A 12,715-nucleotide genomic window follows, 5' to 3' on the forward strand; every position below is an offset into this window, starting at 1 on the left:
AACAACCAGGAGTCGATATGTTCCAGATGTTTGGTTTTGGCGGCGTCACCTGCCCGCGTTGCGAGCATCAGAATGCCGGCGATGCGGGCTATTGCGCCAGGTGCGGCCTGACCTTGGGCGGGCCGCGCAACGAACCGGTGTTCCGCGAGAACCGCTGGATTCCCGGTCCCGGCGAACTGGCGGTGTTTTTCGGCGTCGAGCAGCTTTCCGGCCTGTTCGTCAAGACCTTGCGGGTGCCGGCCACCACGCGCGCCTACATCCTCCAGGCGGACAAGGCGACCGAGGTGCCGCAGGGCGAATACGAGATCGAGGGCTTTTTCACGCGCCTGAACCACCTGCTGCGCAACCAGCACGCCGAAATCCTGATCACGCGCACCGCCGCCATGCCGGTCGAATTCTCGTTCGACGACCTGCAAACGTCCGAGCACCTGGCCATCGGCGCGCAGTTCACCGTGAGCATGAAGATCGAACAGGTCAGCGCCTTTGCCCGGCACTTCATGACCATGCCGGGCACGGTGACGACCGAGCACCTGCGCGAACTGCTGGCGCCTTCGGTGCGCCAGCTGGCGGCCGAATTCATCGCCGGCCAGTCGATCCGCGACATGTCGGGCAACCGCGACCTGCGCCCACAGCTCGACGAGCGCCTGCAAGGTGCGCTCAAGCTGCGCCTGGCCCAGTACGGTCTGGCGGTGGCGCAGGTCGATACGCTGGCCCTGCGCCACGATAAATTCGACGCCCACCAGGCGCGCATCGGCACGCTGTGGCTGGTGGCCGACGAGCGCCACGTCAAGCTCGAACACGCGAAACAGCTCGACCAGTTATACAACGACGAAGAATGGCAGCGCATCCGGGTCGAGGAGCAGGAAAACCGCCTGCGCTACCGCCGCCAGGAACTGCGCCAGGACGACAGCATCGAAAAAGCCGGGCTGACCTTGCAGAACGCCGAGCGCCTGCAGGCGCTGCGCGCGCGCGAGATCGACCTGTATGGCCGCATCGTCGAGTCGAAGAACCGCAAGCAGGCCATCGAGCGCGGCGCCGGCGACATCGTCACCGAGCTGGAACACGAACTGGCCAAGAAGGGCGCGGCGCGCGAGGACGAGTCGACCGAGTGGGCGCATCTGCGCCACCTGGCGCAGATTCGCATGCGCACCGAACTCGAAGTGGCGCAGCAGGGCGCGCTGGAGATGCGCCAGCTGGCGCAGCAGCGCTTTTCGCACCAGCTGCTGCAACAGCAGATCCAGAACAAGATCACCCAGGCGCTGGGGATCGAGGACGAAACGCGCAAACGCGCGGAGCTCGCGCGCCTGCACCAGGCGCAAAAAACCGCCAGCGAACGCCAGGCGGCACTGGAACAGGAACAGCACACCGCCCAGTGGCAGTCGCTGGCGCTGGCCAACGCCGCCTACAAGCGCGAGACCGAGCGCATCGCCGAATGGGAAGAAGAACTGGCGCTGGACCGCAAGCGCGACCTGCTGCGCGCCGACATGCTCAAGGATGCGGGCGCCAGGGCCGACGCGGAACAAATCAACCAGAAGATCGGGACCCTGCGCCGTGGCGGCGCGCAGCAGGATGCGATTGCCCAGCACGAAAAACTGCTGCGCACGATCGACGCCGACGGCCGCCACCAGCGCCAGTCGCAGCAGATCGAACTGGAAGCCGAAGAAAAGCGCCACGCGCTGCGCCGGCAGGAGCAGGAAGCGGCCTGGCAGCAGGAACTCAAGCGCCTTGGGCACGAGCGCGAAACGCAGTTCGCGCAGCAGGCGCACGAAGCGGAGCTGGCGCGCATCGAGATCAGTCGCGTCTCGACCATCGGCGCCTTGAGCGACACCGGCAAGGTGGCGCTGGCGGCCGGCCCGAACGCGCTGGCGCTGGCCGACGTGATGAAAACCCAGGTCCACGCCAGCATGACGCCGCACCAGTTGGCGGCGCTGGCGTCGGTGGTGGCGGCGACCTACAGCGTCACGCCGGCCGAAGCGGCGCGCGGCGCGCAGGAACGGGTCGAGCGCGAACGCGCCCTGCGCGACGCCGAAGTGGACAAGGACCGGCGCCACCAGCTCGACTTGCTGGGGATGCAGAACGACGTGAACAAGGCGGCGCTGGCCTCGCAGTCTGGCCTGGGCATCGGCGTGGCGCAGGGCGGGGCGAGGGTAGGCTATGATCAGGCGGCGCGAGCGCAGGTGCGCGTGTGCCGCATGTGCATTAACGGGCACCGGGCCGGTCCCACTGACAAATTCTGCGCCGAATGCGGCGCGGCGATCCAAGCTTGACAGGACAGATGCAAACGGCAAGAGACAAGATCCGCGAGCTGCGCAGCCTGCACGAAGACGGCCTGTTAAGCCAGCAGGAATTCGACAGCCGCAAGAACGCCATCCTGGACGCGGAGTACGCGCCGCCCGGCGGCAGCGGCACGCCCATGGCGCCGGCGATCCACATCCGCCAGGGCACCGAGATTGGGCTGATGGTGGGCCAGGAGATCGGGCCGCAAAACCGCCGCTACCGCCTCGAACAGCTCATTGCGCAGGGCGGCATGGGCCAGGTGTGGCAGGCGATGGACCTGGCCACGCACGCCGAACTCGGTCACAGCGCGATGGTCGCGCTCAAGATCCTGCCGCCGCAACTGACGCAAAGCGCCACCCACGCCAAACTGCTGATCGAAGAAGCGACCCAGGCGCGCCGCCTGGCGCACGAACACATCGTGCGGGTCTACGAATGGGCGCAGGACCCGGCCACGTCGAGCTACTTCATCATCATGGAATGCCTGGAAGGCGAGGACCTCGACAGCCTGCTGGCGCGTGAAGGGCCACTCACCCTGGCGCGCGTGCAGGAACTGCTGGCGCCGATTGCCGAGGCCCTGCAGTACGCGTGGGACAAGCACAAGCTGGTGCACCGCGATATCAAGCCGGGCAATGTGTTCGTCACCAAAAAGGGCGAGATCAAACTGCTCGACTTCGGCATCGCCGCGCGAGCGCGCAGCAGCGCGAGCAGCATCGGGCTCGAAGCGCCCGGTAATTCGGGCACCGCCGGCTACCGCGCGCCGGAAGCGGGCACCCTGCAACGCCAGCCGAGCCGCGCGCTCGACGTGTATGCGGTGGCGGTGATGATCTACCAGATGGTGGAAGGGCACATGCCGTTCGACGGTCCGCGCAGCGCCAGTCACGAGCCGCCGCGGCCCGAGGCCTTGTCCGCGCGCGAATGGGATGCGCTGCGCAGCGGGTTTGCGTTCGACCCGGACCGGCGCCCGCTCACGGTGCCGGACCTGCTGGCCGCCCTGCGCGGCGCGGTCGGGCCGTCGCCGCAGGAACTGGCGGTCCAGCATGCGGCGCAACAGGCGCAGGAACAGCTTGCGCACGCCGCCCAGCAGGTGGCCCAGCGCGCGCAGGAAGAAGTGCGCGCCAGGCAGCTGGCGGCGCAGCGCAAGGCCGAGGCGGAAGCTGCCGCCGCCGCCCATCTGCTCAAGGAAAAGCAGCGCAAGGAGCAGGAGGCGATCGACCGCGCGCAAGCCGATGCGGCCAAGCGCGAACGCAAGGAAGCATTGAGCCGCCAACTGCGCGAGCGGCGCGAGGCCGACTTTGAGGCAGAGCGCAAGGCGCGCGAGGAACAGCAGCGCAAGGCGATGCAGGCCAAGGCGGTGGCGGCGTATCGCGCCGAGCAGCAGCGTGCGCGCGAAGAGATGGCCGAACGCAGCGTGGCCGAATCGTCGGCCCAGCCGCCCGAGCAGGGCAGTCCGGTGGCCGATACCGAAGGCGTGCTGCGCGACCGCTTCCTGGACGGGACGGGCACCGGGCCGGAACTGGTTCTCTTGCCGACCGGGCGCTTCCAGATGGGGTCCCCGGAGCACGAGCGCAAGATCGCGATGCGGGCCGGCTCGCAGCAAGCGTGGGTGGAGCGCGAAACGCCGCAGCACTGGGTCGGCATCGAGCAGCCGCTGGCGATGGGGCGCTTTCCGGTGACGGTGGGCCAGTGGCGCCAGTTTGTGCGCGCGACGGGCTGGCAACCGCACGGCGAGGTCAATTGGGCCGAGCCGGGGTTCGCCCAGGCCGACGACCATCCGGTGGTGGGCGTGACCTGGCACGACGCGCAGTTGTACGTGCGCTGGCTGAGCGAGCAGACCGGCCAGGTGTACCGCCTGCCGAGCGAGGCGGAGTGGGAATACGCGTGCCGCGCCGGCACCAAAACCGCGTTCAGCTTCGGCGACGAGATCGATACCAGCCTGGCTAACTACGACGGCAACTACACCTACAACGGCAGTCCCAAGGGCGAGTACCGCCAGGGCACCACGCGCGGCGGGCTGTTCGCGCCCAATCCGTGGGGGCTGTACGACATGCACGGCAATGTGTGGGAGTGGGTGCAGGACACGGTGCACGACAATTACCAGGGCGCGCCGAGCACCGGCGACGCCTGGGAGCAGGGCGGCGACCAGAGCCGGCGCATCCTGCGCGGCGGCTCGTGGCTGTACAATCCGCGCTATCTGCGCTCGGCGCTGCGCAACGGGTTTTCGGCGCAACTCAGTAATGATATCGTGGGTTTTCGGGTGGCGCGCAATATCGTCGCGCCGTGATGCCCGTGTTTGCGCTTGCGCACGTGGCTTGCATTTCCGGCCAATGAATGGATAAAGGTGGTAGTGGTGGAATTGGACGACAAGATAGCGGCGGAGATTCGAGAGATCTGCGACGAAGCGGATGTGCTGATCGAGATCGGGGAGTTCGATCACGCCTTTCGGAATTTCTCGGAGGCGCTGTCGCTCATTCCGGAGCCGCGCGAAGAATATCGGGAAACGGCTGGCATTCTCGCGGGCCTTGGCGATGTCTATTTCCGTGCGAAGAGCTTCGCACAGGGCAAGGAGGTCTTGTCCGATGCGATGCATTGCACCGGCGCGATCGGGAGCCCGTTTTTACATTTGCGATTAGGTCAATGCCAGTTAGAACTAGGAAACGGTTACCGCGCCGCGGACGAACTGGTGCGCGCCTACATGGGCGCCGGTAAAGAAATTTTCGAACGCGAAGATCCGAAGTATTTCCTGTTTCTTCAGAGTCAAATCGATCCTCCCGCCAATGGTCAATGGTAGCGCGGCGCGTGTGCCGACTTCAACATGGTGGAATGAAGAAAGTGAGCACCGCCTCGGTGCAGCCGTGGGCATCGTCCACCTCGTCAAACCGCACGACACACGGCGCCGCTTCTTAGCGGCCGAGCCGGCGCCGTTGTTGGCGCCATGTAATCATCCCCAGACCGACCAGCAATATCGCATCGGTTTCGGGCTCAGGCACGGGCAGAGGCATGCCGTTGCCGTTTTCCCAGGCATACGCGTTGACCCAGAAGTACGCGTCGACCGACGTTTCCCCCAGTTGGCTTTCATAGGTCGTGCTCATGGTAAGCAGCCCCGGCGTACCCGAGCCCTGGTAGAGGGACTCGACCGCATGCGTCGCGCGCTCGACTGCCCGGTTACCAATCCAGAAAGAGGCGCTGGAGGTGCCATACCCGTTGAAGTTGGCATTGGTTTTTCCGGAAAGTACGGTGACATCCATCGTGATCGTTACGGCGGTGTTGGGCGAGAGCGTAAACGAGCGAACCAGCAGCGCTCCCGCACCAGCGGTGCGCTGGCGGGTCCCTGCGACCGTTGCATTGGCGGCAAGCGCGAAGTGATCGAACGAGTCTCCGCCGATGCTGACCGAGCCGGTGACGCGGTTGGGTTTGGGGCCTGCCGTGGGGGTATCGAAAGCGACCGTGCGCGAGTCGAAATACGCCGGATCGGCGGAAAATGATTGGTATTTGCGAGCATCATTGTCCTCGTACCAAGTCGAAAAATCGCGCGTCACCGCGCCGCCGTCGAGCTTGGGAACCAGCGACGGTGCGATGCCGTCGTCCAGATTGAGATCGGTGAGCGTGAAGCGGATGTTGGACATTGTCGCGCTAGCCGAAAAATCGGCATGCGCCTGCATAGGCGCGATAGCGAGCAGCGCGGCGAAGGGGAGTGCAAAAGCGCCTTGTTTCATAGGGAATGCCTCGAAGCAAGCACGTTGGCGAGGTTGCATTATAGTCAATATTTTATCGCTCGCTTAATAGGCGTGATGGAATTGGCTGGCGCTGCCAGCGACTTCGCGTTCGACCGCGACCTGAGCGCATGCTGTTCGCACCATGGCGGCGATGACTTTGCCGTGCGTCTACCGCTATCGTCGGGTTTCGGGGCGCAGCCATTCTCCGCTGCGCGCCCCTGCCGGGAAAATTGCTGATATCGCCACAGAAGATTAAGTGATACATTGCTATTTCGCCATGGGACGGCCAGGCGTTGACGGTTGGATCGTCGCCGGCGGCTTTGCCACGACTGCAATTGAATCGCTTCCAGGGAGACTTCCATTATGGCACTGCATGCTGGCTTTGCCGCGGCGCTCAGTTTCACCAAGGACGTGCTGCAGTCGTTTATCCATGCCGGCTATGTCAACAATACCGTGCTCGGACGTATCAAGGGTGGAGCGAACGGCGTCGCCCAGAGCGATCTGAGCGAGTATACGGTCGATTACGACTTGTTCCAGGTCGAGCCGCGCCTCACGCTGCAAACGAACGCGGGCAAACATGTCATCCTTGCGATGGACCTGGCCGGCACGCTCACCTGCAGCGCCGACAGCAAGCCCACCCGTACCGTGAGCGTGCGCGTGAAGCTGACGGCTACCTGCGAAGTGGCCGCCATCCGGCCGAACGGCAATGCGCTTCACTTCGGGCTGAAGATGAGCAGCCTTGCCATGCTGACGTACGATCTGAGCGTGATCGGCGGCGACCAGATCTCTCCCTTGTATCCCTCATCCATTTTAGGCCCGCTGAACGGGGGAATGCTCTCGGGCGTGATCGCGAGGGCGATGCCGACAGTGCTTCTGACGCCGCCCCAGCTTGCCCATTTCGTCCTGCTCGGATACACGCTGGGGCCTCTGGGCAGCAAGAAGGACAGCATCTCCGTGCGCGTGTCGGCCGACTCGCTCAACATCGGGGTCGACGTGCAGGAGTTGTACTTCCAGGGAGACGCCGCCCAGTTGGTCGATCTGAATCGCGTGTCGACACCGAAAGGATGGAAAAAGACCCTATTGCAATCCGTACACACGGACGACGACGAATACGGCACCCCCCTGTATGACACCCAATGGACAGCGTCGAAGTTACGCACCGCCGGGGCGCACAAGACCGATGCCGCGGTCAGCCTGCACGAAATGGCTTTCCAGCGCATGTTCGATCAGCTGGGACGTTCGCAGGTCATGGCCACCTTTGAAGGGCAAAAATATGCTCAGGTGCAAACTGCGCTCTTGCAGTTGATCGGCAAATTCCCCAAGAAGAGCTTCGAGCCATCGACCTTGCAGCTCACCGCCTTGAATGCCTTGAAGATCGTGTTCGGCCAGGACATCCTGATGATCAACGGCACGGGCAGCAATTTCGAGGTCTTGCCGGTTCATGTCGGTTTTTCCCTCAAAGCGCGCATCGTGCATACGTATTTCGATGGCGATACCAGTTTTGTGATGCGTTATGCGAATGCCGACGGCATCACCGGGGAAATCTACGACGTCGATCTCGATTCGCCGGCCTGGCTCGGCTTCATCCATGCCATGGGGATCGCGAGCGGGATCATGCTCGCCCCGCATGACGGCGCGGTCAATCTTGCCGTGTCGGCGGTGGCGGCGACGGTTGTCGGCGCCGTGGTCGGCAACCTGCTTGGCGCCTCGCAGGACGACCTGATGCCGGCGGTCCTCGATTCCCTGTCCGGTTTTCACACGGCTATCCAATTTACCTTGCCAAAGACCAGCGGGCCGACCTTCACCTTGCGCTGCGACGACGTCCTGCTGCGGCCGGGGGCCATGACGGCATGGTTCAAGCTCGAACGCAGCGCGGCCGGCGCGCGCATCTATGTCACGAGATTCCCCAACTACACCAGCACGGGGAAAGTCGAGCACCTGGATTGGCCCTCGAGCGAACTGAGCCAGATCGTCGTGCGTTTCAGTACGCCGGAGCCGCTCCATAACATCCACGACACCCAGGTGCGGATCGCCTGGAAGGTGTTGGCCGGCGCCTCCGCGGTGGTGCTGGTCGATACCGATCTGGCGTTCAACTCCGCGAGCGCGCAAGTGAGCGTCGATCATGCGTCGCCGGCACTGGGCAAATACGACAGCTTCATCATCCGCTGCCGCATCTACCGCCCGTGGGACAGCTCGACCGATGAATTGTTCAGCCAGGAGATGGCCGTCAGGATCACCGACCGGCTCAATCGCACCCACCGGTACGTGCACTGGAACCATGTGGCGTATTACCCCGGTTTTTCGGCACCGCTCGACCAGATGGACAAGCGGCACGCGACCGGCTGGGTGGTGGCTGAACGCAAGAGCAAAATCCATTACACCGATCCGGCCAAACGCTGCCGCTTCGCGGACGCCTACACCCCCGAGCTGGGCAAGGACGACCTGATTTACCATGACGTTTTGCCGTTTGACATTGCTCACATAGCGCAGCATCGCAAGCTGGTCTGCCCCTACTGTTTCTTTGGCGGGCCGGACAAAAAGATACTCAAGTGATGTTGTGAAAAAGGCGAAAAATATCAGCTTAATGTTTTGACATTCACCGCCCGGAATGCGATTATGAAATCGGAAACGTCCGGGTCTCGAAAGAACCCGTGGGAAAAATTGTAGACTGGCCTACTACGGTGCGCTGCTCTCCTTTACGGCTCGGGTCAGGTACCCGTGCGTGTGACACTCAATCGTCTTCCACCCATCCCGCCTCCTGGCGGGATGGTCCTTTTTGCGATAGGGCTTCCTGATATGGCCTTGCATGCGGGGTTTGCGGCAGCATTAAGCATCAGCGCAAAAGCGCTACAGGCGTTCATTCACGCGGCGTATGTGAACAACCTGATGCAGGTGCGCCTGAAAAATTCGGTGGCCCATGGCGCCAATACCGTGGCCTTCGATCTGGTGCTGGTCGAGCCCATGCTCGATCTGATCGACAACCCCGACAATCTCGTTTTCGCCGATATCGAGCTGGTGGGGCCGCTCACCTTTTCCGGCCCCGGACTTCCTACCCTGGGCTGCGTGATCAGCGTCAAGGCCCGGATCAGCATGCCGGTTGTGCGGCTGGTCGATGACAAGAGCAAAGCGATCCAGTTTGGCCTGGACACCGAACACGTCGTCGTCGTCTCGTCCGGCAGCACGCTCATTTCAGGCACCGATCCGAATCCCGTCTACGGCGATATCGTGGGCAACAGCCTGCTGACCTCTTTCGCGATCATGGGGGCGGTCACGCAGGATCCGAATCAATTTCTGTTTACGCCACCACTGCTCGAACCATTTGCCCGTCGCGCCTATGTGATTTCCGCGCTCGGCGTGCTGATCACGCAAGGTTCGCTCAATCTGGGCGTCGATATCGCCGGTTTCGGCCAGGGCGATGCGAGCAAGCTGGTGGACATGAACCTGGCGGCGACCGACAAAGGCTTCAAAAAAACCCTGCAGCAGGCGGCCCACACGGGTGACGACGACTACGGGGTGCCGTTCTACGACACCGTCTGGAGCGGCACCACCCTGCGCCAGAAAGGCCCGCACAAGACGGGTGTCGCGGTCTCGATCAATAGCGTGATCCTGAACGACCTGTTCCTGCACAGCGGCCGCTACGAGCTGTTTTCGCGCTTCGAGCAATCCAAGTTTGAGGGTATTTCGGGCGTCATCAAGCAGATCAACAGTCCGTACAATACCGTGTACGAGCCGTCGGCGGTTTCGCTGACATCGCTCAACGCGATCGACGTCGTGCTGGGCCACGACGTCATCGAGGTCACCGGTATCGCCAGCAGTTTCAGCGCCATCGCCGTGCATGTCGACTTTGCGCTCAAGCTGCGCATCGTCCACACTTACATGGAGGGCAATACGCAGTACCTGATGAACTATGCCAGCGCCGACGGCGTCACCGCCGAGAGCTTCGACGTGGACATCAGCCAGCCGGCGTGGTTGACCGCATTGCAGGGCGTTACCGGCGTGGTCGGGGTGTTGCTGGCGTGGCCCACGAGCGGCGCGAGCCTGGTGGTGGTGATGCTGCTCGAAACGGTCGTCTCGGCCGTCGTCGGCAGCGTGCTCGAAAACGCCGAAAGCGGTTTGTCGAGCGGCGTGTTCGATGCCGTGTCGGGCTTCAAGGGCATCACCGGGTTCACCTTACCCGGAACCCAAGGCCCCACCTTTGCGTTGACGCTCGACGATGTCGTCGTTCGCCCCGACAGCATGAGCGCCTGGTTTCATTTCGAGGAACAATTCACGCAGTCGTATATCCATATCCAGGGTAAAAACGGACCGGCCTACGCGCCTGTGGTGAACGATACCTGGTCCGCCCGCAGAAGCGAAGCGATCGACGTCATCATGGAAAATGGCGGCGAGCTGTATAACCGCTTCGATCCGCGGGTACGCATCCAATGGCGGGTCTACGCCAACGATACCGGTAATCCGATCGCCGAATCGGATGTCGACATCGCCAGTGCCGCCGATCCGCTGCACGTCTCGATCAACCATAGCTCGGCCGCGCTGGCGAGCTACACCGGTTTCATCGTCCGCTGCCGCATTTATCGTCCGTGGGGCGGATGGACCCAGGAGCTGTTTAACCAGGAACTGCGGATTGCCAAAGAGGACAGGCTGGACCGGACGCATCCTTACGTGCGCTGGCAGCACACCGTTTTTTATCCGGGCTATTCGGAAAAACAGAACGACCCCAAGCGCCAGGCCTTGGGCTGGGTCGTGACGGACCGGCTCAGCAAAATCCATTACACCGATCCCGCCAAGCGCTGCCGCTTCGCCGATGCCTACAGTCCCGACCTGGGTAAAGACCAACTGAACTACTTCAATACGCTGCCCTTCGAGCTCGCCGATATCGCCAAGCACCGCAAGCAGGTCTGTCCCTACTGTTTTTTCGGCGGCCCCGATAAACTCAAGCTGAAGTAGTCCCAGGCAGTGCGCAAGAGCGACGCCACGCCGCTCGATTTCGACCGGATTTTCGCGCCATCCCCCCATTCCGTGGGATGCGCGATGCCGCGAAAGGGTGTAAGTTCCGCCAACACCCACCCTGATTTAGAAGGAAACCCATGACCATTACCGTCAAGCGCGATCTGTCGCAACCGATGCGCCATATCGTCCACGTGCGCAACCACCTGATTCCGGCCGACGGCTCGGTCGAGGAGGGCGGGGCCGATGCCGGTCCGTCGCCGCACGACCTGTACGACGCCGCCCTGGGCGCCTGCAAGGCCCTCACGGTGGTCTGGTACGCCAAGCGCAAGGGCATTCCGGTCGAAGACATCGAAGTGAGCATCGAGCGCGACGCCAGCGACGAGCGCAAGGGCGTGTACCGCCTCTCCGCCGCCTTGCGATTCGGTGGCGAGCTGTCCGACGCGCAGCGCGCCGACCTGCTGGCCGCCGCCGAAAAATGCCCGATCCAAAAACTGATGACCGGCGTGACGACCGACATCACCACCACACTGGTAGCGCCATGAGCGTGGCCCACTTCTTCAAGCCGCACGAAAAAGATATCGGCGGCGGCTTTCGGGTACGCCGCGTGCTGCCGGCCGCCGCCAAGCAGGCGGTCGGGCCGTTCATCTTCTTTGACCATTTCGGTCCCATCGACGAGCCGGCCGAGGCCAATCACGACGTGCGCCCGCATCCGCACATCGGCCTGGCCACGGTGACGTATCTGTACGAAGGCGCCATCGAGCACCGCGACAGCGTCGGTTCGGTCCAGCGCATCGAACCGGGCGCGATCAACTGGATGACGGCCGGCAGCGGCATCGTCCACTCCGAGCGCACCCCGCTTGATCTGGCCGGCAAGCCGCGCCGCTCGCACGGCTTGCAACTGTGGGCCGCGCTGCCGCGCGCGCACGAGGAAGACGCGCCGAGCTTTGCGCACACGCCGGCGACCGCGATTCCGGTGGCGCAGCTCGACGGCGCGCTGGTGCGGGTGCTGATCGGCAGCGCCTTCGGCCACACGTCGCCGGTGGCCACCTTCAGCGAAACGCTGTATCTCGACATCGCGCTCGACGCGGGCCGCAGCATCGAGTTGGACGACCTGCCGCAGGAAGCGGCGATCTATCCGGTGACGGGCGAGATTGCCATCGATGGCGAGTTGCTGGCGCCGAACACGATGGCGTACCTCGACGCCGGCACCGGCGCGAGCGTGTATGCCGGCGCCGGCGCGCAGTTTGTGGTGATCGGCGGCGCGCCGCTCGACGGCCACCGCCACATGGTCTGGAATTTTGTCTCGTCGAGCAAGGAGCGCATCGCGCGCGCCTGCGACGACTGGGAACAGCAGCGCTTCGACAAGGTGCCCGGCGAAACCGAGTTCATTCCCTTGCCAAAACGTTAGACTTGCCTCAAAGAAAATGGAACTTTGCGGCAAGCCTGGAATCTAAGCCTTCACGCAAACAAAGTGTGGAGGTGATCATGAAAATTCCTGATGAGCTGCAGATTCCCGCTGTCGTTTTCAGCCTGCAGGCGGCAATGCTGGTCGGCCTGGCGATGGTGTTCCTGGTACTTCTTCCCGACTGACCACGCACCCGGCCGGCAGCAAGACGCTGCCGGCTTTCTCCACGCTCAAGCCTGCGCTTTCCCTCATGCTTGAACAGGCGCGACGGTCGTTGCGCGACTGCCTATCCAATTTTGCACGCAAGAAAAATACCCTGCGCGCGGAAGATTATTTGTTCGGCCATAGACAAGCGCCCTAATGGCTTGTG

The 12,715-nt window shown here is 63.3% G+C and carries 8 protein-coding genes; 7 read left to right on the top strand and 1 reads right to left on the bottom strand.

Going from position 1 to position 12,715, the window contains the following annotated elements:
* The first annotated feature begins 17 nt into the window (after positions 1–17).
* The 3 genes from F2P46_RS23640 to F2P46_RS23650 all read left to right on the top strand — a co-directional run bounded on the left by F2P46_RS23640 (position 18) and on the right by F2P46_RS23650 (position 5,065).
* Positions 18–2,267 carry a hypothetical protein gene (locus tag F2P46_RS23640; protein ID WP_166894792.1) on the top strand — a complete coding sequence of 750 codons (2,250 nt, stop codon included), beginning with the start codon at positions 18–20 and terminating at the stop codon, positions 2,265–2,267.
* Positions 2,268–2,275: 8 nt separating this feature from the next.
* Positions 2,276–4,558, top strand: a complete 2,283-nt coding sequence (locus F2P46_RS23645; protein ID WP_166894801.1) for a bifunctional serine/threonine-protein kinase/formylglycine-generating enzyme family protein — start codon at positions 2,276–2,278, stop codon at positions 4,556–4,558.
* Positions 4,559–4,624: 66 nt separating this feature from the next.
* On the top strand, positions 4,625–5,065 hold the full coding sequence (locus F2P46_RS23650) for a tetratricopeptide repeat protein (RefSeq protein ID WP_166894803.1): 441 nt from the start codon (positions 4,625–4,627) through the stop codon (positions 5,063–5,065).
* 112 nt (positions 5,066–5,177) lie between these two features.
* On the opposite strand, the gene F2P46_RS23655 is transcribed toward F2P46_RS23650, so the two are convergent.
* Entirely contained in the window at positions 5,178–5,990 is an 813-nt protein-coding gene (locus F2P46_RS23655) for a PEP-CTERM sorting domain-containing protein (RefSeq protein WP_166894805.1), read from the bottom strand.
* A 363-nt stretch (positions 5,991–6,353) separates the two neighbouring features.
* On the opposite strand from F2P46_RS23655, the gene F2P46_RS23660 reads away from it, so the two are divergent.
* From F2P46_RS23660 to F2P46_RS23675, 4 genes are all read left to right on the top strand, one after another.
* Positions 6,354–8,543, top strand: a complete 2,190-nt coding sequence (locus F2P46_RS23660; protein ID WP_166894807.1) for a hypothetical protein — start codon at positions 6,354–6,356, stop codon at positions 8,541–8,543.
* A gap of 321 nt (positions 8,544–8,864) precedes the next feature.
* Entirely contained in the window at positions 8,865–10,937 is a 2,073-nt protein-coding gene (locus F2P46_RS23665; RefSeq protein WP_166894808.1) for a hypothetical protein, read from the top strand.
* 140 nt (positions 10,938–11,077) lie between these two features.
* Complete coding sequence (locus F2P46_RS23670; RefSeq protein ID WP_166894811.1) at positions 11,078–11,482, top strand: OsmC family protein; 405 nt, start codon at positions 11,078–11,080, stop codon at positions 11,480–11,482.
* The gene (locus tag F2P46_RS23675; RefSeq protein ID WP_166894813.1) at positions 11,479–12,348 is read left to right on the top strand and encodes a pirin family protein; all 870 of its coding nucleotides are present in this window, start codon (positions 11,479–11,481) and stop codon (positions 12,346–12,348) included. Before F2P46_RS23670 ends, F2P46_RS23675 begins: the two co-directional genes overlap by 4 nt.
* Positions 12,349–12,715 lie beyond the last annotated feature (367 nt).

Source organism: Massilia sp. CCM 8734 (genome assembly GCF_011682155.1).
In the GTDB taxonomy this organism is placed as follows: Bacteria; Pseudomonadota; Gammaproteobacteria; order Burkholderiales; family Burkholderiaceae_D; genus Telluria_A; species Telluria_A rubra.

Excerpts from the sequence above, each read along its gene's own strand:
- F2P46_RS23640 (WP_166894792.1), top strand. The coding sequence starts at position 18 with ATGTTCCAGATGTTTGGTTTTGGCGGCGTCACCTGCCCGCGTTGCGAG.
- F2P46_RS23645 (WP_166894801.1), top strand. The coding sequence starts at position 2,276 with ATGCAAACGGCAAGAGACAAGATCCGCGAGCTGCGCAGCCTGCACGAA.
- F2P46_RS23655 (WP_166894805.1), bottom strand. The coding sequence starts at position 5,990 with ATGAAACAAGGCGCTTTTGCACTCCCCTTCGCCGCGCTGCTCGCTATC.
- F2P46_RS23660 (WP_166894807.1), top strand. The coding sequence starts at position 6,354 with ATGGCACTGCATGCTGGCTTTGCCGCGGCGCTCAGTTTCACCAAGGAC.
- F2P46_RS23670 (WP_166894811.1), top strand. The coding sequence starts at position 11,078 with ATGACCATTACCGTCAAGCGCGATCTGTCGCAACCGATGCGCCATATC.
- F2P46_RS23675 (WP_166894813.1), top strand. The coding sequence starts at position 11,479 with ATGAGCGTGGCCCACTTCTTCAAGCCGCACGAAAAAGATATCGGCGGC.